General features: G+C 62.5%; 24 protein-coding genes and 1 riboswitch. Of the genes, 16 read left to right on the forward strand and 8 right to left on the reverse strand.

What is annotated here, in order from left to right:
• The first annotated feature begins 2 nt into the window (after positions 1 to 2).
• From J3481_RS00455 to J3481_RS00510, 12 genes are all read left to right on the forward strand, one after another.
• Positions 3 to 797, forward strand: coding sequence for a 2-keto-4-pentenoate hydratase (locus J3481_RS00455; protein WP_206830464.1), 795 nt, complete (start codon positions 3 to 5; stop codon positions 795 to 797).
• Entirely contained in the window at positions 794 to 1,693 is a 900-nt protein-coding gene (locus tag J3481_RS00460) for an acetaldehyde dehydrogenase (acetylating) (RefSeq protein ID WP_206830465.1), read from the forward strand. Before J3481_RS00455 ends, J3481_RS00460 begins: the two co-directional genes overlap by 4 nt.
• 6 nt (positions 1,694 to 1,699) lie before the next feature.
• On the forward strand, positions 1,700 to 2,758 hold the full coding sequence (dmpG, locus tag J3481_RS00465; RefSeq protein ID WP_206830466.1) for a 4-hydroxy-2-oxovalerate aldolase: 1,059 nt from the start codon (positions 1,700 to 1,702) through the stop codon (positions 2,756 to 2,758).
• Positions 2,727 to 3,506, forward strand: a complete 780-nt coding sequence (locus tag J3481_RS00470; protein ID WP_206830467.1) for a 2-keto-4-pentenoate hydratase — start codon at positions 2,727 to 2,729, stop codon at positions 3,504 to 3,506. The genes dmpG and J3481_RS00470 overlap by 32 nt, the downstream gene beginning before the upstream one ends.
• Before the next feature lie 13 nt (positions 3,507 to 3,519).
• Positions 3,520 to 3,729: a 4-oxalocrotonate tautomerase gene (locus tag J3481_RS00475; RefSeq protein WP_206830468.1), complete on the forward strand. Its 210-nt coding sequence runs from the start codon at positions 3,520 to 3,522 to the stop codon at positions 3,727 to 3,729.
• Positions 3,726 to 4,694: an amidohydrolase family protein gene (locus J3481_RS00480; protein ID WP_206830469.1), complete on the forward strand. Its 969-nt coding sequence runs from the start codon at positions 3,726 to 3,728 to the stop codon at positions 4,692 to 4,694. The genes J3481_RS00475 and J3481_RS00480 overlap by 4 nt, the downstream gene beginning before the upstream one ends.
• A gap of 174 nt (positions 4,695 to 4,868) precedes the next feature.
• Complete coding sequence (locus J3481_RS00485; RefSeq protein WP_206830470.1) at positions 4,869 to 5,816, forward strand: VOC family protein; 948 nt, start codon at positions 4,869 to 4,871, stop codon at positions 5,814 to 5,816.
• 39 nt (positions 5,817 to 5,855) lie between these two features.
• Positions 5,856 to 6,509, forward strand: coding sequence for a GntR family transcriptional regulator (locus J3481_RS00490; RefSeq protein ID WP_206830471.1), 654 nt, complete (start codon positions 5,856 to 5,858; stop codon positions 6,507 to 6,509).
• A 98-nt stretch (positions 6,510 to 6,607) separates the two neighbouring features.
• Entirely contained in the window at positions 6,608 to 7,513 is a 906-nt protein-coding gene (locus tag J3481_RS00495) for a DUF6282 family protein (RefSeq protein WP_206830472.1), read from the forward strand.
• Between the two features lie 30 nt (positions 7,514 to 7,543).
• Positions 7,544 to 8,260 carry a PIG-L deacetylase family protein gene (locus tag J3481_RS00500; RefSeq protein ID WP_206830473.1) on the forward strand — a complete coding sequence of 239 codons (717 nt, stop codon included), beginning with the start codon at positions 7,544 to 7,546 and terminating at the stop codon, positions 8,258 to 8,260.
• Positions 8,257 to 8,931, forward strand: coding sequence for a 4-carboxy-4-hydroxy-2-oxoadipate aldolase/oxaloacetate decarboxylase (locus tag J3481_RS00505; protein WP_206830474.1), 675 nt, complete (start codon positions 8,257 to 8,259; stop codon positions 8,929 to 8,931). The genes J3481_RS00500 and J3481_RS00505 overlap by 4 nt, the downstream gene beginning before the upstream one ends.
• Before the next feature lie 22 nt (positions 8,932 to 8,953).
• On the forward strand, positions 8,954 to 9,820 hold the full coding sequence (locus J3481_RS00510) for an NAD(P)-dependent oxidoreductase (protein WP_206830475.1): 867 nt from the start codon (positions 8,954 to 8,956) through the stop codon (positions 9,818 to 9,820).
• A gap of 156 nt (positions 9,821 to 9,976) precedes the next feature.
• Here the strand turns inward: J3481_RS00510 and glpX are convergent, their stop codons facing one another.
• Positions 9,977 to 10,942 (reverse strand): class II fructose-bisphosphatase, encoded by a 966-nt coding sequence (gene glpX, locus J3481_RS00515; RefSeq protein WP_206830476.1) that lies wholly within the window; start codon positions 10,940 to 10,942, stop codon positions 9,977 to 9,979.
• Between the two features lie 307 nt (positions 10,943 to 11,249).
• On the opposite strand from glpX, the gene ppdK reads away from it, so the two are divergent.
• The 4 genes from ppdK to J3481_RS00535 all read left to right on the forward strand — a co-directional run bounded on the left by ppdK (position 11,250) and on the right by J3481_RS00535 (position 15,860).
• The gene (gene ppdK, locus J3481_RS00520; RefSeq protein ID WP_206830477.1) at positions 11,250 to 13,937 is read left to right on the forward strand and encodes a pyruvate, phosphate dikinase; all 2,688 of its coding nucleotides are present in this window, start codon (positions 11,250 to 11,252) and stop codon (positions 13,935 to 13,937) included.
• Between the two features lie 40 nt (positions 13,938 to 13,977).
• On the forward strand, positions 13,978 to 14,706 hold the full coding sequence (locus J3481_RS00525; RefSeq protein WP_236010922.1) for a helix-turn-helix transcriptional regulator: 729 nt from the start codon (positions 13,978 to 13,980) through the stop codon (positions 14,704 to 14,706).
• Positions 14,685 to 15,551: a pyruvate, water dikinase regulatory protein gene (locus J3481_RS00530; RefSeq protein ID WP_206830478.1), complete on the forward strand. Its 867-nt coding sequence runs from the start codon at positions 14,685 to 14,687 to the stop codon at positions 15,549 to 15,551. Before J3481_RS00525 ends, J3481_RS00530 begins: the two co-directional genes overlap by 22 nt.
• Positions 15,552 to 15,638: 87 nt before the next feature.
• Complete coding sequence (locus J3481_RS00535; protein ID WP_206830479.1) at positions 15,639 to 15,860, forward strand: EamA family transporter; 222 nt, start codon at positions 15,639 to 15,641, stop codon at positions 15,858 to 15,860.
• A 225-nt stretch (positions 15,861 to 16,085) separates the two neighbouring features.
• Here the strand turns inward: J3481_RS00535 and J3481_RS00540 are convergent, their stop codons facing one another.
• The 7 genes from J3481_RS00540 to J3481_RS00570 form a co-directional block, all read right to left on the reverse strand.
• On the reverse strand, positions 16,086 to 17,075 hold the full coding sequence (locus J3481_RS00540) for a hypothetical protein (RefSeq protein WP_206830480.1): 990 nt from the start codon (positions 17,073 to 17,075) through the stop codon (positions 16,086 to 16,088).
• Between the two features lie 20 nt (positions 17,076 to 17,095).
• The gene (locus J3481_RS00545; RefSeq protein ID WP_206830481.1) at positions 17,096 to 18,112 is read right to left on the reverse strand and encodes a phosphodiester glycosidase family protein; all 1,017 of its coding nucleotides are present in this window, start codon (positions 18,110 to 18,112) and stop codon (positions 17,096 to 17,098) included.
• Positions 18,113 to 18,244: 132 nt separating this feature from the next.
• A complete protein-coding gene (locus J3481_RS00550; RefSeq protein WP_206830482.1) occupies positions 18,245 to 20,389 on the reverse strand; it encodes an FUSC family protein in 2,145 nt (714 codons plus the stop codon).
• A 69-nt stretch (positions 20,390 to 20,458) separates the two neighbouring features.
• Positions 20,459 to 22,369, reverse strand: a complete 1,911-nt coding sequence (locus J3481_RS00555) for an APC family permease (protein WP_206830483.1) — start codon at positions 22,367 to 22,369, stop codon at positions 20,459 to 20,461.
• A gap of 222 nt (positions 22,370 to 22,591) precedes the next feature.
• Entirely contained in the window at positions 22,592 to 23,629 is a 1,038-nt protein-coding gene (locus tag J3481_RS00560) for a ribonucleotide-diphosphate reductase subunit beta (RefSeq protein WP_206830484.1), read from the reverse strand.
• A gap of 83 nt (positions 23,630 to 23,712) precedes the next feature.
• Positions 23,713 to 26,064, reverse strand: a complete 2,352-nt coding sequence (locus J3481_RS00565) for a ribonucleoside-diphosphate reductase subunit alpha (protein ID WP_236010924.1) — start codon at positions 26,062 to 26,064, stop codon at positions 23,713 to 23,715.
• Positions 26,065 to 26,222: 158 nt separating this feature from the next.
• Positions 26,223 to 26,439: riboswitch (cobalamin riboswitch) on the reverse strand.
• Between the two features lie 143 nt (positions 26,440 to 26,582).
• Positions 26,583 to 26,990, reverse strand: coding sequence for a PaaI family thioesterase (locus J3481_RS00570; protein ID WP_236010951.1), 408 nt, complete (start codon positions 26,988 to 26,990; stop codon positions 26,583 to 26,585).
• Between the last annotated feature and the right edge of the window lie 9 nt (positions 26,991 to 26,999).

Here is a 26,999-nt window from a genome sequence, read left to right on the forward strand (position 1 = left end):
AGATGAGTGAACGGTTGATCTCCCTGGCTGACGCGCTGCGGCGGGCAGAGGCCGAACGCGCGCCCATTCCGCCGTTGACGGACGACCACGCGGACCTCACGGTGCAGGACGCGTACCGCATTCAGCAGCTCAACGTGGAGAAGCGGATCGCTATGGGCGATCGCGTCGTGGGACACAAGATTGGGCTCACGAGCAAGCCGATGCAGCTCCAGCTCGGCGTGAGCGAGCCGGACTTCGGACACCTGTTTCAGTCGATGTGGTTCGAGAGCGGCTCCGCGATCGACTTTCCCTTGATTCAGCCCAAAGTAGAACCCGAAATCGCGTTCATCTTATCGGACGATCTCGTCGGCCCGGGGGTGGACCTCCACCGCGTGTTGGCGGCCACCCGAGCCGTCGTGCCCGCCATCGAGGTGATCGACAGCCGAATCGCGGACTGGAAAATCCGGCTGGTGGACACCATCGCGGACAACGCGTCCGCGGGATGTTTCGTGCTTGGCCATCTGCCGACGCCTGTGTCGGGCGTCGATCTGGAGACCGTGGGCGGTGTGCTGAAGGTCAACGGCGAAGTGGTCCAGACGGGCGCGGGGGCGGCCGTGATGGGGCATCCGGCGAAGGCCGTTGCGTGGCTCGCCAACACGCTGACGGAGCTGGGCACGCCGCTTCGCGCGGGTCATGTCGTGTTGTCGGGCGCCGTGAGCGCCGCCGTCCCGATTCATCCGGGCGATCGCGTTCAGTTGTCGTTTGGACCGCTTGGGGCAGTGGAGTTCGTGTGGGCGAAAGGAGCGGGATCGGAGTGAAAAAGCTCAGTGCCGCGATCGTCGGGTCCGGCAACATCGGGACGGATCTGATGATCAAGTTGAAGCGGAGCCCGTGGATTGAACCGCGCTGGATGATCGGCATTGATCCCGAGTCGGACGGCCTTCGCCGCGCCCGCGAGATGGGGCTCGAGACATCGGCCGATGGCCTGAAGGCGGTCCTGGAACAAGGCGTGCGCCCTGACATCGTGTTCGACGCGACGAGTGCAAAGGCGCACGTCCGCCACGCCAAACTGTTGCGCGAGGCGGGCATCCAGGCCGTGGACCTGACGCCGGCCGCGCGCGGGCCGTACGTGATCGCGGCGGTGAACCTGGAGGAGCACCTCGATTCGCCCAACGTGAACATGGTCACGTGCGGCGGGCAGGCGACGGTGCCGATGGTGTACGCCGTCAGCCGAGTGGTCGGCGTGCGCTATGCCGAGATCGTGGCGACCATTGCCAGCAAGAGCGCCGGGCCGGGCACGCGGGCGAACATCGACGAATTCACGCAGACCACGGCTCGCGCCCTGGAGGCCATCGGCGGCGCGAAGCGGGGCAAGGCCATCATCATCCTGAATCCGGCGGAGCCCCCCATTCTGATGCGGGACACCATCTACTGCTTGATGGAAGATGCCAGCGCGGAAATCAGGGACAAGGTGCGCGAGTCCATCGAACAGATGGTGCGCCACGTGCAGACGTTTGTGCCAGGCTACCGGCTGAACCGCGAGCCCATCTTCCAGGACGATCTCGTCAGCATCTCCATCGAGGTCGAAGGGCTCGGGGACTACCTGCCGGTGTACGCGGGCAACCTCGACATCATGACGGCGGCGGCGGTCAAATTTGGCGAAGAATACGCGCGTCACAAGATGCAGGTGGCGTCGGCGGAAGAGGCGAGGTGAGACGCGGTGGCGTATCGGTACAAGATCGAGATCACGGACGTCACGCTGCGCGACGGAATGCACGCCGTGAGGCACCAGTTCAGCGTCGAGGACGCGAAAGCCATCGCGGCGGCGCTCGACAAGACGGGTGTGGCCAAGATCGAAGCCGCACACGGAGACGGACTCGGCGGAAGCTCGATTCAATACGGCTTTGCCAAAGAGGCCGAAGAGGACTATCTCGGCGCGGTCTGCGGAGCCGTTCACCATTCGCAGGTGGTGGCGCTCCTTCTTCCCGGAATCGGGACACTCGAAGACTTGAAGCGCGCCGTAGGCCTCGGCATCCGGGGCGTGCGCGTCGCCACGCACTCCACGGAAGCGGACATTTCGGCGGAACACATGGAAGAGGCGCGCAAGATGGGGCTTGATGTCGTCGGCTTCCTGATGATGAGCCACATGACCGAGACCGAGCGCCTAGTGGAAGAGGCGAAGAAGATGGCCTCCTACGGCGCGCATTGCGTGTACATCGTCGACTCCGCAGGGGCCATGCTGATGGACGAAGTACGCCGCAAAGTGTCCGCGCTCAGGGCAGCGCTGCCGGACGACGTGCAGGTCGGCTTCCACGCGCACAACAACCTCGGCGTGGCGGTCGCCAATTCCATCGCGGCCGTGGAAGAGGGGGCCTATCGGATCGACGCGAGCCTCGCAGGTCTGGGCGCAGGCGCCGGCAATACGCCGCTCGAGGTGTTTGTGGCGGCCTGCGAGAAGTACGGCATCGGGACCGGCGTGGATCTGTACGCGGCCATGGACGCGGCGGAAGACGTGGTGCGGCCCAGGATGATGCGGCCCGTCTTGACGGATCGCACGGCCCTCACGCTCGGCTATGCGGGCGTGTATTCGAGCTTCCTTCTGCACGCGGAGCGCGCAGCCCAGCAGTTCGGGGTGGATGTGCGGGACATCCTCGTGGAGCTCGGCAAGCGGCGCGTGGTCGGAGGTCAGGAGGATATGATCGTCGACGTCGCGTACGAGATCGCGCATGGCAGGGAGGCGAAGGGGCATGGCGCACTCACTTCAAGCCATCGCGGATGAACTCTATCGCCACCAGACGTCGGCGACCGAGTTGAAGAAATTGACGCTTCGGTACGACGGCCTGACGGTGGACGACGCCTATGAGATCCAGCGGCTCACCGTGCAGAAGTATATCGCGGAGGGAGCGCGCCTCGTCGGATGGAAGATGGGGCTCACGAGCAAGGCGAAGCAGCGGTCCGTCGGTGTCGACGAGCCGATCTTCGGGCATCTGCTGTCCACGATGGAGCTGGAGAGGCCTGTTCTGTCGATGAAGGGGCTCATCCACCCGCGCGTGGAGCCGGAAATCGCGTTCGTGTTCCGCAGCCGCCTCGAGGGCCCACACGTGACCGCGCGCGACGTGTGGCTGGCGACCGAGTGCGTCGTGCCGGCCGTCGAAGTCATCGACAGCCGCTACGAGAACTTTTCCTTCACGCTGGTGGACGTGATCGCCGACAACGCCTCGAGTGCGCGATTCTATCTGGCGGATCAGGCGGTTTCGCCGTACGCGTGTCGCCTGGACGAGGTCGGCGTCGTGATGCGCGTGAACGGCGAAGTCGCCCAGACCGGCGCCGGCGCGGCCGTCCTGGGCCACCCCGTGCGATCCGTCGTGGAGCAGGTGCGGATGCTCACCCGCTTCGGCGCTGCCATCGAGCCGGGGATGGTGGTGTTGACGGGCGGCATCACCGAGGCTGTCTATGTCCACCCGGGCGATCGCGTCGAGATCGCCTTCGCGGGCATGGGCGCCCTGGAACTCGACGTCACCGAGTGAAGGAGGTGTGCGGATGCCGCTGATTCAGGTCACCATGGTGGAAGGGCGCTCGCCTGCGCAGAAGCGAGCTCTCATCGAGAAGCTGACCGATGCGGTGGTGGATACGCTCGGCGCCAAACGGGAGACGGTGCGCGTCATTCTGTACGAAGTGCCGAAATCCCACTGGGGCGTTGGCGGAGTGTCGAAGGAAGAGCAGGACGCGCGCCTGGGTGAAGGTCCATGACGAAGCCAAGACGGACGGCGGACGTGCACGCGCACTTTCTGCCCGAATCGGTCCTCGGGTTTCTCGAGCGAGAACCGCGGGTTCAGGTGTCGCTCGAGCGGCGCGATCCCGGCAAGGAGCCGTTCCTCACCGTGGAGGGGCGTTGGTCGTTCGAGCTCAAGCGGACTTTTGTCGACTTTGGCGAGTTCGAGCGGGCCTATCGACAGGCCGGGATCGAGTTCGCCCTGGTCTCGCCCCTGCCGCAGCTTTTCGTGTATCACCTGCCGGCCGAGGTGGGCGCACACGTGGCGGAAGTGTACAACGACGCGCTGCGGGATGCCTTGGTGAGCGAACGCATGGCGTTTCGCCCGCTCGCGACCCTTCCGCTCGCTCATCCAGATGCGGCCGCACGGGAGTTGGAGCGCCGCTTGGATCAGGGATTCGCGGGCGCGATTGTGGGCCCAGGTGTCGGCGAATCGCTCCTCGGCGACGAGAGGTTCTGGCCCGTGTGGGAGGTCGCGAACGCCCGCCGTGCGATTCTGTTTCTTCACCCGCTGTTGCCCGCGGATCCGCGGGCGAGCCGCCTCGCGCTGCCGAATTTGATCGGCGTGCCGTGGGAGACGACGCTGGCCGCCGCCCACATCGTTTTGTCGGGCCTTCTCGATCGGTATCCCGAGGTGCGGCTGCTGTTGGCGCACGGAGGCGGCTTTTTGCCCTATCAGATCGGACGGATCGAGAAAGGATATGAGGTGTGGCCGCACGTGAAAGGGCGGCTTCAGGATCGGCCGGCGGCGTATCTTCGGCGCATGTTCTACGACAACGTGCTCTGGTCCGAGGCAGCGCTCCAGTGCTTGATCGATGTCGTCGGCGCCGATCGCGTCCTCCCGGGATCGGATTTTCCGTTCGACTTGTCGGCCTGGCCGCCGCGCCCAGGCGCGGACGTGTCGCCGCTCGTGGGGGATTTTGAGCCTGAGGTGGAACGATGACAAGCGCAGGGGCATAGGCCCTGCGCTTGTCGTCCTCTTGTCCAGTTTGGCTGTCACGAAAGCGTTGACAATCCGCGCAAGATCGAGCATGATCATTTTGTAGTCCAGATTGTCATACAATCATGTTGCCTCACGGTCCGGCGCGACACATCTGACGAGAGAGGGGGACCTGTTTTGACCGTCGAACCCTGTTACGACATCGCCCATCTCGGGCATGTGGAGCTGTTGACGCCTGTGCTCGAGGAGAGTTACGCGTTCTTTCATGACATCCTGGGCATGGAAGAAGTCGCCCGCGAGCACCAATCCATCTATCTCCGATGCATGGGCGATTACGAGATGTACTCGCTCATCCTAACCGAATCCCCGCGAGCCGGCGTGGGTCAGACGGCGCTTCGCACGACAAGCCAGGCTGCGCTGGAGCGCCGAGTGGAAGCGCTCACCGCAGCCGGCGTGGATGGCGCGTGGGTGGACGGAAATCTGGGACATGGGCCTGGCTACCAATTTCGCGGCCCGGATGGTCACCTGTACGAGCTGTACTACGAGACCTCCTACTATGAGCCGCCCGAACACCTCCGCCCCTGCCTGAAGAATCAGCCCCAGAAGTTCACGGGCCGAGGGGTCGGGGTGAAGACGCTGGATCACATCAACTTTCTGTCATCCGATGCCGAACGGGACGGCGATTTTGTCGAGTCGGTGCTCGGACTCAAACTCACGGAGCAGATTCGGCTCGACAACGGCAAGAGGCCAGGTGTGTGGTATCGCGCGATGAACAAGTCGTACGATGTCGTCTACACCTTGGACGCCACGGGCGCGAAAGGCCGCTTGCACCACATCGCATTTCGCGTGGACACCAACGAGTCCATCTGGCGAGCGGCGGACTTGTTCATCGATCACGGCGTGTTCATTGAATTTGCGCCCAGCAAACACGCCATCAACCAGACCTACTTCGTCTACGTCTATGAGCCGGGCGGGAACCGGATCGAGGTATGCGCCGGGGGTTACTTGGTCCTCGCACCGGATTGGAAGCCCATTACATGGACGGAAGCCGAGCGGGCCAGGGGGCAAGCCTGGGGCAACAAGACCGTGGAGAGCTTTCACCACTATGGCACGCCTGTGGTATAACTGTTCCAGGTGACAAGTCGACCGGAAGGCGGTGCCTTAGTGGAAGTCTCAAGCCAAGGTTACACTGAAGAAGAGTGCTATCGGCGCCTGCGCGACGCCATCATCGACGGCACCCTCATGCCGTCACAGCGCCTCGTCGAAATGGATCTCGCGCGCTGGCTCGGCGCGAGCCGCGCGACCGTCCGCACGGTGCTCGCCCGTCTGGAGCAGGAAGGGCTCGTGGAACGCGAGCGGTATCGCGGAGCGCGCGTGCGGCACGTTTCCCATGAGGAAGCCGTGGAGATTCTCGAGGTCAGGATGGCGCTCGAATGCCTCATCGCCCGGTACGCGGCCCTCCGCGCAACGGATGAAGAACTGCGGCGCTTGGAAGAACACATTGCCTGGATGCGGCGCCAGTACGAGGAGAATGATCTCCTTTCGTATTCGGACGGGAATGCGAAGCTGCACCGCACCATCGCCGAGATCTCGCGCCATCACACCGCCAGGCGCCTGCTCGACACGCTCAACTCCCAGAGCGTTCGGTATCAGTACCGGACCATCCTGGCGCCGAACCGGTCGGCTGCGTCGATGAACGAGCACGAGAAGATTGTGGACGCCATTCGCAGGCGCGATCCCGATGGCGCCGAACAGGCCATGCGGGTTCACCTGAGCCACGTCTGCGATACGCTCCGCGGCATGCGATCCGGCTTTTAGCGCCGTCGCATGGACGTCTGCGCATTTGCCTGCGCCTCGTTGCTGCCGATTTTGTCTGATGATCTTGGAGTCCATTTTGATCGAAAGGTCGGAGTGATATGGGACAACGGCAAGACATCGTCTCCCTCCTGGCCGGGATGTACGACCTGCACGTGCACGTGTGGCCAGATCTGGTGGAGCGGAGCATCGACGACGTGTCGCTCGCCCATCAATTCCGGGAACTGGGCTGGTCCGGGTTTGCGCTGAAATCGCACTATTTTCCCACCATTGAACGGGCGAAGGTGGTGTCCGCCGTCGTCCCCGGCGTCGATGTGGTGGGCGCTGTCGTGCTGAACCACGCGGTGGGAGGGCTGAATCCCGTGGCCGTGGACATCGCCGGGCGCGCCGGCGCGCGTATCGTCTGGCTGCCGACCGTCGATGCCGCCAACGAGAGCCCGGAGAAGCAGGCGGCGCGCGGCCAATCTCACCTGCCGTTTTGGGCCCGCATTCAATCGGAGGTGCGGGCAGAAGGCATTGGCCTGGAGCTCATCTCCGTCTTCGACCAAGGCGGAAATGTTCGTTCCGATCTCGTCCAGTGCCTAGAACGCGTGCGCCGATACGACATGGCGCTCGCGACAGGCCATCTTGGGCGGGACGAGATTTTTGCCGTGGTCGAACAAGCCCGCACACAGGGCGTGAACAAGGTCATCGTGACGCACGCGCTGTTTCCGTCCGAAGCGCTCTCCATCGAGGATCAGGTCAAGCTGGCCGATCTCGGCGCGATGATCGAACATTGCTACACCACGTTTTACACGCAGAAGTGCGATTGGGAAGTGCTCTACGAGGCCATCCGCGCCGTGGGGCCTGAGCGCACGCTTCTTTCGACCGATCTCGGCCAGAAATCCAACCCGGGCGTGGTGGACGGGATCGTGGACTTCACGGCGCGTCTGCTCGACGCAGGTTTTTCACCTCAGGACCTGCGGACGATGTGGGTGGATAACCCGCGCAAATTGATTGGAAAGTAAACCCCAAACGGTGAAAGGAGTCGGTACGTCATGCAAAGCACAGGAACCTTGATGGTCGTGAGCGCGCACGCCGCCGACTTTGTATGGCGCGCGGGCGGCGCCATCGCGTTGTACAGCAGCCGCGGTTGGAAGGTGCGGGTGCTCTGCCTGAGCTACGGCGAACGGGGGGAATCCGCGAGCCTGTGGAAGGCGGGCAAGTCGCTCGAGGAGATCAAGCGGATTCGGCGCGAGGAGGCTGAACGCGCGGCCGAGATCCTGGGTGCCGAGATTCGTTTCTTCGATGTAGGAGATTATCCCATCGACGTCACGCCCGAGTTGCGGGATGCCCTCGTTCAGGAGTTTCGCCAGCATCGCCCGGACATCATCCTTTCCCATACCTTCATCGACCCGTACAACGCCGACCATCCGCAGACCGCAGAACTCGTCCGGGAAGCGAGGATTCTGGCGCAGGCGCACGGGTATCCGTCTGAACACCCGCCGATCGGCGCGCCGCAATTGTATTCGTTTGAACCCCATCAGCCCGAGCAATGCCAGTTCCGCATCGATCTCTTGTTGGATATCACGCCTGTCTTCGAAAAGAAGCGACAGGCCATGGAGTGCATGCAGGCCCAGGAACATCTCTGGGCGTATTACACGGATGTGGCGAAGCGCCGCGGCGTTCAGGCCGGACGAAACTCCGGACAGCCGATCGTGTACGCGGAAGCCTATCAGCGCGTGTTTCCTTCGGTCGGAGGTGAATTCGTGTGAAGCCTGTGGTTGTGACGAACATCGAGCGGCCGGATCGTTCGAGTGTCGAGCGCCTGGGGCGCTATTCCGTGGCGACGTTGCATGAGGCGATGGGGCGTGAAGGGCTGATGCTCCCGTACATGCGGCCTATCTACCGAGGGGCACATGCCTTTGGGACCGCCGTCACCGTCCTGTGCCACCCCGGAGACAACCTGATGATCCACGCGAGCGTGGAGGTATGCAGACCGGGCGACGTGTTGGTCGTGACCACCACCTCGCCCTGCACCGACGGGATGTTCGGCGAGCTGCTCGCCACATCGCTCAAGGCTCGCGGTGTGGCAGGACTCGTGATCGAAGCCGGGGTCAGGGATGTGGCGGAACTCGAGAAGATGGAGTTCCCCGTCTGGTCGCGGGCCATCTCGGCGCAGGGCACGGTCAAGGCGACACCGGGGTCGGTGAATGTGCCGATCGTGTGCGCCGGGGTGACCGTGCGGCCTGGGGACGTGATCGTCGCGGATATGGACGGCGTCGTGTGCGTGCCCAAGGAGCGGGCCGACGAGGTGGCGAGCCGAGCGGAGGAGCGAGTGGCCAAGGAAGAAGCGACCCGGGCGCGACTTGCAGCGGGCGAACTCGGCCTCGACATCTACGGCCTCCGGGACAAGCTGCGGGCGCTCGGCGTGACGTGGGTGTGAATACGGACGAGGGGGAAGCGGCGTGAAACTCGGGTTGATTGGATTCGGTGAAGCTGCGCGAGCCATCGCCTCTGGCCTTCGGGCCGCGGGCGTGAACGACATCGTGGCGTACGATGCGGCTCCCGCGGACAGGTGGAGACCACAGGCCGAGGCGCTTGGCATCGCGTGCGGGCGCTCCATCGCCGAGGTCGCAGCGGAATGTGACGTGCTTTTTTCCTTGGTGACTGCGCAAGCCGCCATCGCGGTGGCATCGGAGGCTGCTCCGCACCTGAAGGAAGGGGCGCTGTACGCCGATTTCAACTCGTGTTCGCCGGCGGTGAAGCGCGAGATCGGCGACATCATCCACCGCGCTCAGCCGTCGGCGCGGTATGCTGCTGTGGCCGTCATGTCCGCCGTCAAGCCTCACGGGCACCGCGTCCCGCTCGTGGTGGACGGCGACGGGGCTTCCGCCTTTCAGGAGCGGTTCGCGCCATACGGTTGCCGCATCGAGGTGTTGGAGGGTGAGGTGGGGCAGGCCGCTCTCCTGAAAATGTGTCGCTCCCTCGTCTTGAAAGGGCTCGAAGCCCTGTTCCTGGAATCGCTCGCGGCCGCGGAGCGCATGGGGTTGGCCGATCGCGTCCTCGATTCACTGGATGCCTCGTTTCCAGATCACCGCCTGCGGGATCTCGCCCTGTACCTTGTGGAGCGCAATCTCGAGCACGCGACGCGAAGGGCGCATGAACTCGGGGAGGCTGCGGACACGCTGCGCACGCTCGGGATGGAACCCATGGTGGCGGAAGGCGGATATCGGCGTCTCGTTCAAGTTGCGAAAGTGCACGAATCGCTGTCGGATCGACCTCGAGACGCTCGGTCCTGGTTGCAAACCCTGGCCGACGCTCACGGCGGGTGAAATCGGACGAAGTTTCTCCGAACCAACGCAAATCGAGGAGGAGGGGGCGGCTCGTCGCCCGACTTCTCGCACGAATAAAAAGAAGGCCGCCCTGGAGGCGGCCTTTCCAGTTGGGAACGTGTGGAGAGGATGAAGCATCAACACAACCTCGGCAGGTCACACCGTCTGCGCGAGCCGCAGCTCGAGCGGCCGATAATGAATCGCGTTGACGTGGCGGACCGTGCCCGTGCGAACCCGCATGACGACCGAATGCGTGTGCAGATAATCGCCTTCGCGCCGCACGCCCTCGAGCCAATCCCCGTCGGTGATGCCCGTCGCCGCGAAGATGGCATCGTCCTCGCCGGCGAGATCGGACACCGTGAGGGTTTTGGCCACATCGAGGCCGAGTTGTTGGCAGCGCTCGCGCTGCTCGGGAGTCTGCGGCATCAACCGGCCCTGAAAGTCGCCGCCCAAGCAGCGCAGAGCCACCGCCGCGAGCACGCCTTCCGGTGCACCGCCGGAGCCGACGTACAGGTCGGTGCCGCCGCGGGGCAACGCCGTCGCGATGGCCGCGAGCACGTCGCCCGCGTTCAGCAACTTCACCCGTACGCCGAGGCGCCGAGCCACGTCGAGATGGGCCTTGTGGCGATCTCGCTCGAGCATGGCTACGGACAGCTCGGAAAGAGGCTTGCCGAGCGCTTCGGCCGCTTTTCGCAACGTCGTCTCCAGCGGATCGTCGAGGGACAAGACGCCGCGCAGGCGAGGGCCGCACGCCAACTTCTCCATATACATGTCCGGGGCCTTCAACAGATGTCCTCGTGGGGCGATGGCCGCGACCGATAGGGCGTTGGGCAACATCTTCGCGACCATGGACGTGCCTTCGATGGGATCAACCGCCACGTCCACGCGCGGCCCGCGTCCTGTACCGACCTCTTCTCCCTGAGCGAGCATGGGCGCCTCATCCATCTCGCCTTCGCCAATGACCACGACGCCGCGGATGTCCACGGTGCGAAACATATTGCGCATCGCCTCCGTGGCGGCACCGTCCGCGCCGTCCGCATCACCTCGGCCGACCCACCTGCTGGCCGCAAGCGCAGCAGCTTCCGTGACGCGAACGAGTTCGAGAGCGAGCTCCCGATCCATCGGCGATCCCTCCTTGATCACTCCGGTGGCCGCGATCGGCCTGCGTGGCGCGGAATTCGCGCGCTGCACACGGCGACGGGCCATTCAACATCGCAGACTCACCTTCAACAGAATTATGACATCATAATCTGCAATTCGTCAACTGTTTCAGCAAAATTGTTGCGTCATAATTCGAGATGTGGTATGAACGAAGTACGGAGAATTCGATTCAAGATGTCAGATTGCGATCTCGCGGCAGGGCGCTCCGCCGTGTGGAAGCGCTTCGCCGGCCGAACGACAGAAGAGGCCGTGACAAGGGGGATGCAGCATGGCGCAGGTGCAGAATGTCGAGCGCAATCAGGCGCTCACGACCCGGTGGGTCTACGCCTTTGATCAAGCGGATCCGAAGAACCGGAGCCTTCTGGGCGGAAAAGGCGCGAACCTGGCCCAGATGGTGCAGTGGGGATTTCCCGTACCGCCTGGCTTCACGATTACGACGGAAGCTTGCAACGCCTACTGGGCGCGAGGCGGAAAGCTGCCCGAAGGGCTGTTGGACGAAGTGGGACTCGCCATTCTTCGGCTCGAGCGGACAGCCGGGAAGCGGTTCGGCGACGCGTTTCAGCCGCTGTTGGTCTCTGTGCGCTCTGGAGCGCCCGTCTCGATGCCGGGCATGATGGACACCATCTTGAATTTGGGCCTGAACGATCTGACCGTGCGAGCGCTTGCCAATCAATCGCAGGACCCGGCGTTCGCCTACGATTCCTATCGCCGCCTCATCCAGATGTTTGCCAACGTCGTCTTCAACGTGCCCATCGAACCGTTTGAGCACGCGCTGCGCGCCGCGAAGGCCAAGCATGGCGTCGAGCGCGATCGCGACCTTCCCGCGGACGCGTGGAAGGAACTCGTCGCAACCTGCCTGAAATTGTTCGCCGAGCACGTGGGTCAGCCGTTTCCGCAGGATGTCAATGTGCAGTTAGAACTCGCCATCGAAGCTGTCTTTCGCTCGTGGAACAGCCCGCGCGCCATCGTGTATCGGAAGGCGCACGGCATCCCCGAAACGCTGGGCACTGCGGTCAACGTCCAGGCCATGGTGTTCGGCAACATGGGGGAGGACAGCGGCACAGGCGTGATCTTCACGCGCCATCCGTCCACGGGAGAGCCCGTCCTGTTTGGCGAATTTCTCGCCAACGCACAGGGTGAAGACGTGGTGGCCGGCATTCGCACGCCTCAGCCCATCGCGGATCTCGCCCACACCATGCCGCACGTGTACGAGTCGCTCGTCGCGCTCGCCAAACAGCTGGAGACGCGTTTCCGCGATATGCAGGACGTCGAATTCACGGTCGAGCGCGGCAAGCTGTTTGTGCTGCAGACGCGGAGCGGCAAGCGCACGGCGCAGGCAGCTGTCCGCATCGCCATCGACATGTTGCACGAAGGACTCATTCAGCCCGAAGAAGCCCTTCTGCGGGTGGACGCGCAACACTTGCGCCAGCTCTTGCACCGGAGACTTCAGGGCACCGACTCCCTGCAGGTGTTCGCAAAAGGGTTGCCCGCGTCTCCAGGCGCCAGCGTCGGGCGCATCGTGTTGGACGCGGACACGGCGGTCGAATGGGCGCAGCGAGGCGAAAAGGTGGTCTTGGTACGTCCGGAGACGACGCCGGAGGATATCCACGGCGTTCTGGCCGCGGAGGGCGTCGTGACGACTCACGGTGGAATGACGAGTCACGCTGCGGTCGTGGCCCGCGGAATCGGTAAGCCGGCGGTCTGTGGCTGCGACGGCGTCCATATCGACTTCGAGGCGCGGCAAGTCGAGTCAGGCGGCGTCGTGCTCAAGGAGGGAGACGTCATCTCCGTGGATGGCGGGACCGGAACGGTGTACGTCGGCGAAGCGCAGATGGAAGAAGCGAAAATGGCGGAAGAGTTGAAAGAGCTTTTGACCATCGCGGATGAGGTGCGGCGCCTCAAGGTGCGCGCGAACGCGGATACGCCGGAAGACGCCAAGCGGGCGAGGGAATTCGGCGCGGAGGGGATTGGCCTATGCCGGACGGAGCACATGTTCCTCTCGCCGGACCGCGTCCCTCTTGTGCAGCGCATGATTTTGGCGACCACTTCGGCGGAGCGCCAAGCCGCCCTTTCGAAGTTGCTGCCTCTTCAGGTGTCCGATTTCACCGCCATTTTCGAGGCGATGGACGGACTGCCCGTCACCATTCGCCTGCTCGATCCGCCCCTGCATGAATTCCTGCCCAGGGAGGAGGAGCTGGCCGAGAGGCTTGAAGCGCTTCGCGCGCAGGGGGGACCGGAGGACGAGATCGCAGAGACGGAACAGTTGCTCCGGCAAGCCCGTTACCTGCGTGAAGCCAACCCGATGATGGGACTCCGGGGATCGCGACTCGGCATCGTCTACCCCGAGATCTACGACATGCAGATGGAGGCCATCATCACCGCGGCGGCGCAGGCGAAGCGTCGAGGCATCGGGGTGGAGCTGGAAGTGATGCTGCCGCTCATCGGATCGCCGAAAGAGCTTCGCGTCCTGCGGGAGCGCATGGAGGAAATCGCAAAGCGGACGATGGAGCGGGAAGGCGTCGAGATCGAGTACCGCATCGGCACGATGATCGAGGTGCCGCGAGCCGCCCTGACGGCGGACCAGATTGCGGAGGACGCGCAATTCTTCTCGTTTGGCACCAACGATTTGACGCAGATGACGTTCGCGTTCAGCCGGGACGACGCCGAAGGCAAGTTCTTGAACGTGTACCTGGATCGCGAGATTCTGCCCTACAACCCGTTTGAGACGCTGGACACCGAGGGCGTGGGCAAGTTGATCCAGTGGGCGGTGGAAGCGGGCCGCAAGCGCCGTCCCGATCTGAAGACGGGCGTGTGCGGCGAACACGGGGGCGATCCGGCTTCCATCGCGTTCTGCGAAGAGATTGGCCTCGACTATGTGAGTTGTTCGCCGTTCCGGATTCCCGTCGCGCGGATCGCGGCGGCTCAGGCGGCCGTGCGCAGGCGCATGACGGGTTGATGGCGGTGACACCCAGGGGGACAAATGGAGACAAGATGAGATGCGGGTTTTGATGTACAATACAGACAGAAGCGACCACGTTCGCGGCCAGGCGGATTCAGGTCCGTCTGGCCGCCTCTTGCTGGGGGAGAGGCCCATCGAACTCACACCTCGCCAGAAGGAAATCCTTCGACTTGTGCGGATGCATCAGCCCATCACGGGCGATCAGATTGCGGAAATGCTGGGCGTCAGTCGGCCCACGATTCGTTCCGATCTCTCGTTGCTGGTCATGCTCGGGCAGTTGGACGCCAAGCCGCGCGTGGGCTACTTTCTTGCGGATCCGCCGGAGCCTGCGACGCCCGTTCCTTGGCGCGACCTCCGTGTCGGTGAAGTGCAGTCCCTGCCGGTGATTGTCCGAGAAACGACGACGGTGCACGACGCCGTGATCACCATGTTCTTGGAAGACGTGGGAGGGCTCATCGTCGCGGACGAGGAGGGACGGCTGCAGGGTGTCGTCTCTCGCAAAGATTTTCTGAAGTTCACCTTGGGAAATGCCAGCGCCACCTCGCTCCCCGTGGGCATGATCATGACGCGATACCCGCACATCGAGACGGTCACCCCGGAGGACCGAGTGGTGGACGCGGCGAAACGCATGATCGATTACAAGGTCGACAGCCTGCCTGTCGTCGAACCCTCGAACGAAGAGGGCCAACCGCCGGTTGTGGTGGGCCGGATCACCAAGACGACGCTGGCGCGCCTGGTGGCAGAATGGGGGACCAACTGGTCATGACCGAATCGAACGTTCAGGACACGCGCACGATTTACATCTGCTCCGATTCGCTGGGGGATACGGCGGAGGCCGTGGTCCACGCGGTCATCCATCAGTTCGACATGCGCCGCGTGAAAATCGTGCGCTACGCGCAGGTGCGCACCGAGGACGAGATCCGCGAAGTGGTGGAGGCGGCGAAGCAAACCGGAGGGTTCATCGCATACACGCTCGTCCAGCCCGAGCTTCGCGAGATGATGAAGATGGAGAGCATTCGCTTGGGCGTGCGGGTCGTGGACATCATGGGTCCCATGATGCAGGCGTTCATCGACACGTTCCACGATCATCCAAAGCAAAAGCCGGGGCTCCTGCACGTGTTGAACGAGGACTACTTCCGGCGCGTCGACGCCATCGAGTTCGCGGTCAAGGCGGACGACGGGCGCGATCCTCGGGCGCTGCTGCAGGCCGATGTCGTCCTCGTCGGTGTGTCGCGCACGTCCAAGACACCCGTCAGTATCTTTCTCGCCCACAAGGGCCTGCGCGTGGCCAACCTGCCGCTCGTACCGGAGGTCAAACCGCCCGCGGAACTGTATCAGGTGCCGCGATCGCGCATCGTCGGCCTGACGATGGGCGTCGAACAGATGATGCGGATCCGCAGCCAGCGGCTGAAGCACATGGGGCTGCCGGTGTTGGCGCAATACGCCGACCGGAAGCGGATTGAGGAAGAGCTGCTGTATGCCGAGTCCATCGTGCGCGATTTGGGATGTCCGCTGATCGACGTGACCGATCGCGCCATCGAGGAAACCGCGCAGCGGATTTTGGAGCTGATCGCGAAGGAGCGGGACAGGGAGGGGCAGAGGCAGAAGTAGAAGCACTTTTCCCTCTGAGATTTCACCTTTGAACTGAGAGATCTGATCACTCGGCTCATGGGGTTACGTCGCCAGGAAGGGTGAACCGTGCGGATGCTCCGAATCTCGGAGGTGTGGGCGGCGCGGGCGCTCCTGGTTTTCGTGACGCTCATCTGGGGCGCCACCTTCACGCTGACCCAACAGGCGCTAGCCGTCCTGAACCCCTACGCCTTTCTGTCGCTTCGATTTGCCGCGGCCGCGATCGCCATGTCGGCGCTGGGCGCAGGAACGCCTATCGCCGACGCAAATCGCGCTGACGTTCACGATTGAACCGGTCTTTGCCGCGGCCATCGGATGGGTCGAGCGCAGGCAGACGATGTCGTGGACCGAGATGCTTGGAGGGCTGTGGATGGTGACGAGTATGGCGGTGGTGCCCGCGAGAACGAATCCCCTCCTCGAGCTGTTCATTACGTCCGATAATAGATATTATGTAAAGTTCAAATACAGGCCGTGCGCCGGTGAGCTGCCGCTCGCGGCCACCCGGCCCGGCTTTCATCACACCTCGACGTTCGTCATGGCCGGCGGATTGAGCGCGATGGCTCCCGAAGACGATACGGCGATGTCGCTTGCGAGCGCGGGCTGCGCGAGTTGCCGGACGAGCTCGTCGCCGCTCGCCGTTTGCCGGTACACGGCCGTGACGAGGCCATTGGCGTTGACCGTTCCGTAATAGAGCGTGTTGCCGACGACGCCGATGAGGGCCGCGTTCGATTTGACCAGTTGCCAGTTCATTTCAAATTGAGGCGTGTAGCTGCTCGTCTGGCTGGTCTGATAGAGCCGGACGACGTTCCACTCGCCGCCCTGGTTGATCTCCAGATACAGATTGTCGCCTGTTTCGGTCATGGCGATATTTTTGATATATCCGGGAGGCACGGTGACGGGCTGAATGGTCTCCATGGTGCCCACGTGGTAGACGACGCTCGATCCGTCCGCCTCGATCAGCACAAAGATGTCGTTCGTCGCCGTGCTATACGTCACCTTCACAATGCGCGCGTCCGGCGACAAATTGGAGAAGACAGGAACACTCGCTGCGGTCTCATCGGCCTGCAGTCCGTTCGAGACATAGAACGTGTTCAGTTCCAGGTTGCCGGGCGATCGTTCTTCGCCGACGAAGACCTCCGAATTGCCCAGCCAATCCACATACTGCACCGGATATAGATGTGTGGCCTCGCTCACCTGAGCGCCCGTGTCGAGTTGGACCACGTGAACAGCGTCCCAACCGGTCGAGTCAGACGTGACATAGGTCGCATATTGCCCGTTTGGGGAGACCGTCACGCCCGTGTACTCGCGCTTGAGCTGCAGCAGTTCCGCCTGTGCCCTCCGATGCATCGCCGCCTCGATTTCACGCTGCGACGCTGCCTGTTGCGAGACCAGCAGGTGATTCAGATGATCGTAGAACAGCGTCTCCAAGGCCGTGCAGAGTGCGGCGAGCGCCAGGAAGCGCCGCCCCACGCGCTTTCCCCTCGGCCTGAGCTCCACCTGGCCCATCGACTTCCCTCCTCGTTTCCTCAGTTCGGCATCACGACGAATGCGGTGGCCACGCTGCGGGCGCCCGTGAGATCGACCGGCGTGTTCACCATGCGGCCGTCGTACACCATCGTCGTGGACGATCCGCCGTCCAAATCGGCCGCGATCACGGCGTGATATTGCAGCATGATGGCGGTCAGATCGGACATCGACGCCCCCAGGTGACCAAACTGCCCTCGCCCATCCGTCACCACCATGATCACTTTCCCGTCGGCCGTCTGGCCGATGGCGGTCCTGGGATTCAGGCCTTGATCCGGCACCTCTACGGGCTGACCGTTCAACACGAGCACGGGACCGAAGCTGAGCGCCTGCGTCACGTGGAGCTTCTCGAGATCCGCGAGGGAATAATCCCCTGCGATCATCTCGCCGCCGCTCGTGAATCCGATCTCCGGAAATTTCGAGGTACTGTTTGCGCCGGTCACCACGCGCCCATTGACGATGGTAATGCCGAGCGGCTCGGCGCCCGTGCCCTGCTGATTGTTGTCGGCGAACGCTCCCCCATTGATGCCCGCGATCGCGCCGGCATCCTGGACGAGCTGCGGCACCGTCTCCCCGCGCTCGCCGATGTATTTCGTCACCGCCACACGCACGAGCTTGGGGTTGTCCACGACGAGGATGTAGGCCGTGAATGTACTCCCGTGATACGTGTATAGATGTAGGGCGTTATCCGCGCTGTGAAAGTCCCGATTGACGATGTCCGAAATGGGAAGCGTGTCCGACACGAGGCTGTCGCTCAAGGCGTGATCCGCAATCACCGACTCGGGCAACGTGAACAGCGACAGCGGGCGAAGCAAGTAACCGTGCCGCGTTTCATCCAGCGTGTCGATCACGTAATTGCGCAACGCGGGAAAGGGTCCGTGAAAGACCAGCAGCGAAGACGAAACGAAGGCATACAGCGCTGTCGCGGCGATCACGCCCAACCATCCGCGGCGACGCCGCGGCTTGTGCTTGTCCCTCGAATCGTGCATGCGCGCGGTCCTTTGAGGTCTCCGATCCAACGCTGTCCCTCCCTGCGTCATCCGTTCCGGCGTATAGACGAACGAATACCCACCTGTGTTCATGAAGCTTCATTCAGGCGAGCGCTCTCGGGCCTATTGTACCGAAAGGAAGCGGTGAGAGCGATCAAAGCGCTACGATGACGTCCTGGCGTCCGTCGCTTCCTCCCCGGCCTTTTCGTGCACGAGCCGCGCCAAGGTGTGAAGGACGTGGTACAGCCGCACCATCGCCCGCGCGATCACGTCGAGTTTCCGCCAGTTGACCTCTAACGCCTCCACGTGGCTGCGGACCGCATCCTGACGCGCGCCCGAGATGCCGGTGGCCATCTGACCGGTTCCGTTTCGCAGCCCGTCTGCCAACGAGGCGAGGGCGCGATCGATGAAAAGCGCGATCTCTTCCTCGCCGCTCGTCAGCGGCCGCGCCGCTCGGCCCTCCCACGTGTAGGCCTCGAGCGAGAGGAGCGTATCTGAAAAGCGGTGCATCCCGACGAGGACGGCAACCATCATGTGGGCGTGAACCTGTGGGGCGACGGGTTCCGCGAGCACCTGGCGAACGGCGGACGCTGCATTGGTCCTCGACACGCGCACCGCCTGGCGCTCGCGCGCGAGGGTCTGCGGCGACGCCGTTTCACCCTCTCGCAGCATCTTCAGGACGCCGCGAAAATAGTCCCTCTCTCGTTCGACGGCGAGCGCAAGCACGCGATGCACCTGTTGATGCTGCCACGTCGGCCAGATGAGGTAGATGGCAATGGCAAGCGCGCTGCCGACGAGCGTCGCGACCATGCGGTCCGCCATCGTGGGGAGGGGCGCCTGGCGCTCGAACAGAGACAGCAAAACCACCATCAGCGCGGTCAGCGCGCAACTGAACAGGGCGTAATTGTAGGTCACCCACATGTACATGAGCGATCCGAAGACGACGATACACGCGCTGGCGAAGATGCCAGTTCGATCCGGAACCGCCACCATCAAGAGCGTCGCCAACAGGATGCCACCCATCGTTCCGATCACGCGCGCAATGCCGCGAGTGAACGTGCTCGTGAAATCAGGTCGCAAAATGATGTTCGCCGTCAAGGGCACCCAGTACCCGTGAGGCCAGCGCATGAGAACGGCGAAGGCCTCGCCAGCCCCAACCGCCACCGCCGCGCGCAACGCGTGGCGAAACGTGGCGGACTGCCATGTCAAGTGGCCGCAAAACGTCTGCCAAGCCTGCTTGATGCGGGGCACGGGAGATTCGAGTGCTTCCGTTGGCAAGGGAAGAATCGCCGGTTGGACGAGATCGTCCCGCAAGCTCATGAGGCAGGCGGCCATCGCCTGGACGTGCGCCGCCGTCTGCTCCTTCCGCCCGTCTCCTCGCGCGGATCGCGCCAAGTCGGTCAACTCCTCCGACGCCCGCTCCAGGATGTACATGAGCGGCTGCGAACGCCGATCGCCTTGCGCCATCAACCAGACGTGATCGCCCAGGGCTGAGAAGAGCGGCGCGCACTGCCGCAGGATCTCCTCCGCGAATCGGGCGTCGCCAAGTTCCTGGGCGTAGAATCGTCCACGGGCGATCTCGGCAATGGCCACCACGTACATCCGGAGCTGTTCGCCCGCGTCCAGCAGCCGATGGAGTCGGGAACGGCGCCGGCGCGGCATCAGGGAGTCGCGGAGAAAGTCGTTCGCCTCGACCAACGACGTGGCCAGTTCGAGATCGGTCTGGCGCGAGGGAGACGCGGCAAACGCGGCGAGTTTTCGGTAGACCTTCGAGACGGATTGGGCCTCAGCGCTTTGCCGGCTGACGAGATCGACCGCCCACATGAGCGCGGTCTGAAGCAGGCCGCCGCACGCGACGAGCTCCGCGCGGTACAAGGCGCCGGACAGCGATTGAGGACTGGTGGAGATGAGAATCAAGGCGTTCGTCGCAAGGAGACCCACCTGACCGCTCGGTTGGCTGACCCCTAGCATCATCCCCGACAGCCAGCCGCTCAGGGCCGCCATCACCACGATGAGCCAAGCGCGGTGCCCCGCCAGGGCGCCGACAAAGGTGGTGACGCTCATCCACGCGACGGCAAACAGCATCGTGCGCAGGCGCCGGCGCGCCGTTCCGGCATTCCCGGCGAATCCGGCGACCAACGCGCCGACCGCCACGCCGATGCCCGACAGCAGATGGCCCGAGTTCAGACCACACACCAGCGGAATGAGGATCCCGACGCCGTTGCGCAGGCCCGGGAGAACGCGAAGGCCGGTGCGATCCGTCTCGATCACGCTGTGCAACGCTCGCCACGTCCGCCTGCGTATCAAATGCCATCCCTCTTCCCTCAATGAGCGACGTGGGCCGCTTCCGCCTCACGACGGGCGCGGCCCACGATCTCACTTCTTCAGGTGGTACGGCACGGTGGTCACGACGACATCCTTATGCCGCAACATCCACGCGCGGATAAGAAGAGACGTCTGATTGTGCAACAGATTGTGCCACCATTTTTTCGGCACGAATTGCGCGATGAACAGCTGGATGTGATCAGGCTTGCCGCCTTCATAGGTCTCCAGACGGCGGATGAATTTGGACAGGGGCTGCAGCAGGGAACGGTACTCGCTTTTGACGGTCACGAGCCGACACGGGTTGCCCCACGCTTCCCACTTCTCCTCCATCTTTTCAATCGACTCATCGTCAAATCCGATGTAGAGCGCGAACACATTCGGCGTCGAGCTCATGGCGAACGAAATCGTGTCCAGCACCACGCGGTGGATGCCCGAGACCAAGACGACGGAGACGATGCGATGCTGTTGAGGCCTATCCACCTTGAGATCAATGCGAAGTTCATCCGCGACGTCCAGGTAATGCCGGTGAACCTTGAGCGCAAGATACATCATCAGCGGGATGACCACGAGCACGATCCATGCACCGCTCGTGAACTTGGTCACCGCAAAAATGACGGACACGAGCGCCGTAATGAATGCGCCGAAGGCGTTCACGCCTGCCTTGAGGCGCCAGAGGCGCCCCTTGACCCGGATCCAGCGTTTGATGAGTCCCAGCTGAGCGACGGTGAACGCGACGAACACGCCGATGGCGTACAGCGGGATGAGGTTATTGGTCTGCGCGTGGAAGATCTCGATCAAGAGCGACGCGAGCGCGGCAAGCACAATCATGCCGTTCGAGTAGCCGAGCCTGTCCCCGCGCAGCCGAAGCGCTCGCGGCAAAAAGCCGTCCGTGGCAAGCAGAGCCGCCACCTGAGGAAAGCCCGTGAACGTCGAGTTGGCGGCCAGAATGAGCACAACAAGCGTGCTCCACATGATGAATTGATACATGAAGCCGTGCCCAAAATAGCTCTCCGCGAGCTGAGACAGCATCGTGTTATTCGGATTCACACTGATTCCCTTGACGTAGAGATGATACGCGAACCCAAGCAGCGTGACGCCCGTGACAAGTCCCAGCGCGATGTAGGCCTTGATGGCTCCGTTCTTGCCCTCGCGAAAGATGGGGACTGCGTTCGAAATCGTCTCGACGCCCGTCAGCGCGGAGCAAGCGGAGCTAAACGCCTTGAGCAGCAGCATGAGCGTCAAGCCCTGGGGCACAACCCCAAACGGCGGCGTGTGCGGCTGAACAAAACCATGTCGGAACTCGTTCCAGAAGCCGACGCCGATCAGGATCAGCATGCACGCCATGAACACGTACGTCGGGTACGCGAACACCTTCGAAGACTCCGAGATACCCCGCAGGTTGACGAGCAGGATGATCAGCACGCACAAGAGCGAAAGCGACGTCTCATGCCCCTGCAGGACCGGATAGGACGACGCCAGGTTCTGAATGCCCGAAGATACGGACACCGCGACGGTCAGCACGTAGTCGACCATCAGAGCACTTGCTGCAAGCAGCGACACCCACGACCGCTGGAAGTTGTCCTTGCTGATGGCATACGCGCCGCCGCCGTTCGGGTAGGCGATCACGCCCATGATGTACGACGTGATGAGGATGATGAGCAGAAGAACCGTCATGGCCGTGATGGGCAGGATCAGCCACTTCGCCTGTTCTCCGAGCCCGGCCAACTCCGTGATGCCCGCCTCGGGGCCGTAGGCCACCGATGAGTACAGGTCCGCGGACAGGACGGGCAGCGCCATCCACCAGACCAGCAGATTTCGAGACTCCCGGAGATCGCGCGTCCGCATCGGCTTGCCGACCACGAGCCGTTTTACGCTGCCAAAGTTAAACATCGCGTAGGCCACCGCGGCGATAATCACGCAAATGATGACAGGGTGCAACCAGAACCAATCATGTCCACGCATGATACGGAAGCGCTCCTCATTTCTTGACGGATTCCTAAGCGAATGGATGCGTCATGAAGATGTCGTCAGACGTGATTTATTGTAATCTGGTGCCGTAAAAAAGCAATTGCGGCGATGGACTGGAGGGCGAACCAAGGCCGTCTCAAACAAAGGTTTCCCGGAAACGTCACAGACATGCGGATCGCAGAAAGAGCCGCCCGAAGGCGGCTCTTGAACGTGGAATCACAGATCGTCCCAATTGAGATTCCCGGCTTTCGTGTAATTCGTCACGCGCTGCTCGAAGAAATCGGTCTTATGCGAGTTGATGGCCGCGAAACTGTCCATCCACGGCATCGGATGCTCCTTGATCTCCGGGTACAGAATCGGCAATCCCAGAGACTGAAGCCGGAGATTCGCCAGGTACTTGATGTACGCATCGATGAGCGCGTCCGTCAGCCCCACGATCTTCCCCTGGGTCACGTACTGGCCCCACGCGATTTCGTGCTGCACCGCCGTCCGCATCATCTCGACGAACTCCTCTTCCATATCGGGCGTCACGATGCCGGGATTCTCGCGCACAATTTCGTGATACAGATTGCGGAAAATCGCGAGGTGGGTCAACTCGTCTCGCTGAATGAACTTGATCTCGGAGACGGTCCCAAGCATCTTCCCTTGACGGCCGAGAACGAAGAAAAAGCCAAATCCGGCGTAGAAATAGACCCCTTCCAAGATATAATTGGCCACGATGGTCTTCATCAGATTGCGATCCGTCGGATTTTCGATGAACTCTTCGAACAGATCGGTGATGAACTGATTGCGCCGGAGCAGGTGATCGTCGTTTCGCCATTCGTTATAAATCTGGTCGCGGGTCGCCGGATTGACGACGGAATCCAACACATAGCCGTACGACTGCGAGTGCACGGCCTCCTGAAAGGCGTGAACCGTCAGACACAGGTTGACCTCGGGCGCCGTGATGTACTCGTTGATGTTCGGGAGATTGTGGGTCAACAGGCTGTCCATGAAGATGAGGAAGGACAACACCTTGTTGTAGCTTCTTCGCTCATCCTCGTTGAGCAGATCGTACTGGCGGGCGTCGTCGGAAAGCGGAATTTCTTCCGGAATCCAGAAATTATTCATCATGGCTCGATAGAGTTTGTAGGCCCACTCGTACTTGATGTTGTTCAACTCGATCATGTTGGTCGTGTTGCCGCCGATGATCCGCCGCTTTCCCCAGTCGCGATCGCCTTCCGCGTTGAATAGTCTCGTCCGCTTGAGTTGCATCCTTCCATCCTCCAGTCGTTCATCACCGTCGGAGCTGTTTGCGGGCGGCATGCCGAACACGCCGCCCCGTCCGTCGGTGAGGTTCAGGACGAACAAGCCACACAATCCTCGACTTCGACCGATTTGCTTCGGACGTAATACACCGTCTTCAACCCGCGCTTCCAAGCCAGCATGTACAGCTCGAGAAACTGCCGCGCGCTGATTCCCGGCGTGATATACAGGTTGAACGACTGGCTCTGATCCACGTGCCGCTGCCGGGCCGCGCAAGCCTCAATGCTCCAGCGCTGATCGATGGTGTGCGCCTCTTTGTAGTACCAGAAGGTCTTGTCGTTCAGGTTGGGCGCGGTTTGCGGCACCACGCCGTTCTTTTTCTCCTCCAGGAAGAATCGCGCGTAGACCGGGTCAATGCCCGCCGTGCTGCCCGCGATGAGGCTCGTGCTGCTGGTCGGCGCGATGGCCACCAGGTACGCATTGCGCACGCCGTGCCGGGCGACGTCGCGGCGCAGGCGATCCCAGTCGGGGCCGCCCGGGCGCGTTTGATATCCGCGCACCTCGAAGTAGCGGCCCGTTTGCCAGTCGGAACCCTCGAACAGCGGATACGGGCCTTTTTCGCGCGCCAATTCCATCGAGGCCTCGATGGCGAAGAAGTTGATCCACTCGAACAGCTCGTCGGCGTGCTTCACGTGCTCCTCGGACTCCCACGGAATGCCCTTTTCCGCCAGGTACTGATGGTAACCGCTGATCCCGAGGCCCACGGCCCGGTATTTGCGATTGGTCACCGCCGCCTGTGGGACTGGATAATGGTTCAAATCGATCACGTTGTCCATGGCGCGAATCTGCCGGCGAACCGTCTCGCGAATGCTGTCGAGATCCCGGCATCGGCCCAGGTTGAGCGAGGACAAGTTGCACACCACGAAATCCCCGGCCTGTGTCTTCGTGGTGATCACGCCGCCTTCCTCGACCTCCTCGACCCGGCGGGACGGGCTCATGTTCTGGATGATCTCCGTGCACAGGTTGCTACAGTACACCATGCCCGCGTGTTGGTTCGGGTTGAGCCGGTTTGCCGTGTCGCGGAAGAAGATGAACGGCGTCCCCGTCTCGAATGCGGACTGCATGATCCGCTTCATGATCTCGATGGCCGGGATCTCCACGCGCGGAAGATCCGGGTTGTCCACGCACGCCTGGTAGCGGCGTTCAAATTCCTCGCCCCAACTGTCTTCGAGCGAAAATCCCATGACCTTGCGGACCTCGTACGGGCAGAAGAGGTACCACATGCCCCGTTCCTCGACGCGCCGCATGAACAGATCCGGAATGCACACGCCGGGAAAGATGTCGTGAGCCTTCATGCGCTCGTCTCCGTTGTTCGTGCGCAGTTGCAGAAAATCCAGGATGTCCTTGTGCCAGACATCCAGGTAGACAGCCGCCGCACCAGCGCGCATCCCCAACTGGTTGCAGCTCACGGCGGTGTTGTTGAAATTGCGGATCCACGGCACCACGCCGCCAGACGCACCGGGGTGGTTGCGGATGGCCGATCCGCGGGCACGGATCTTGCCCACGTAGATTCCCATGCCGCCCCCGAACTTCGACACGCGCGCAAACGCCTCGTCTGTGGCGTAGATGCTGACGAGATCGTCCTCGGGCATGTCGATAAAACACGAACTCAGCTGATGGAACGGTTTGCGCGCATTGCTCAGCGTCGGCGTGGCCACGGTGGCCTGCAGCGTGGACAACATGTCATAGAACCGCTTGGCCCAAGCGACTTTGTCCCTTTCCTTCATGGCGAGGTGCATGGCCACACCCATGAACAGCTCCTGGGGCAGTTCCATGATGCCGTTCTCCAGGTTGCGAATGGCATACCGATCCAACAGTTGCTTCAGGCCCACGTAGTTGAACAGGTGATCTCGTTCCGGGCGAATGTATGCGGCCAATTCGGCGATCTCGTCCTCGCTGTAATGCTGCCGTATGTATGTGCCGTATCGGCCCATCTGCTCCAGTTCCACAATGAGACGATAGAAGTCCCCGTAACCGATATGGCGGTAGCCCCGGTTCCTCGCCGCCTGCTTGTAGGCGTCCAACAGCAGCAGCCGCGCCGCCACGAACTGCCAGGCGGGTTCGGCCACACTCGTCTTTTCCACCGCGGCTTGAATCGCCACGCGGGCAATCTCGGACGTCCGCATTCCATCCCTCAACTGAGGCCAGACGTCTGCCGCGAGGCGCTCCGGATCGCACCCTTCTGCGGCCTCGCAGCCGCGCTGCAAGAAGGCGAAGATTTTGTCCAAGGATAGCGGTTCAACGCGACCATCCCACTTCTCGACCTTAAACGTCTTGAGGCGATCTCGCCACCCCGCGAGCGCATCCTGCGCGTTTCCGGGTTGGCTTGGGGCCTGTCCCGCTCGTTCCATGAGTCCCGTCGATGTGTCGCTCGGATGTACCATTTGCATCCACTCCTCGCACTTCGTCCTGAACCTACCTCGCGCCCACAAAAAAGCTCATCCAGGGCGCTCACCCGGATGAGCAGACGGCGGCAGACCGGCCAGCTGAAGTGCGCGACCGTCCCCTATCCGCCGACTTCTCAACCCCTCGTGAGCGTCGGAACCACCACGGAGGATTGGCAGGTCTCCGGGCTCCGCTTCATTTGCGGCGGGCGCCTTCCCCGCCGTCGACCTCGTTCGACATGAAGCCGACATGCGAGTGGCCGGGAACTCCCTTGCCGCCGCCATCCGCGTTACCGTGGCGAGGACCGCTCCAGATTCGCACTGGATTCCCTTTTCACCCGCCTCGCGGCGGGCACCAATCCTCTTCACCTATCAAATGCTTTGGACAGGCACTAGCGTAACACTAGATATAGTGTTTGACAAGCCCTTCGCACAAGAAAGGCATCAGATATGGGCGAAAGAGTGCAAAAAGGCCGACAGCGGCTGAGAATTCCCGCTGTCGGCCCTTGCAAACTCCATCACGACGGCAACTTCAACACTCGAAATGAGCCTGTCGCATGCGCACAAAGTCGATCCGTTCCGAGATACACCCGTCCTTCGACCGTCATGGTGCTCCGGGCGCGATGAATGAACCTCGCCCGGCACACCAGCGTCCCTTCGCTCGCCGGTTCCGTGAAGTGAATGTTGAGATTCGTCGTCACGACCGGGCGGTTCGGATAGTGGAGACTTACCAAAAGCCCCATCGCGGAATCGAGCAACGACATGTACACCCCGCCGTGCACGATACGCGCCAGATTCCAATGATGAGGTTCGATGGACAACTCTGCCACCACTTCGTCCCCATCGGCGCTCACCAGTTTCGCGCCGATGAAGTCCGCAAAGGTTCGGATATCCGCTGTCGTCTCCTGATTTCCCCCTGGATACATGGGCACGCC

Origin of the sequence: Alicyclobacillus fructus (assembly GCF_017329605.1) — a bacterium.
In the GTDB taxonomy this organism is placed as follows: Bacteria; Bacillota; Bacilli; order Alicyclobacillales; family Alicyclobacillaceae; genus Alicyclobacillus; species Alicyclobacillus fructus.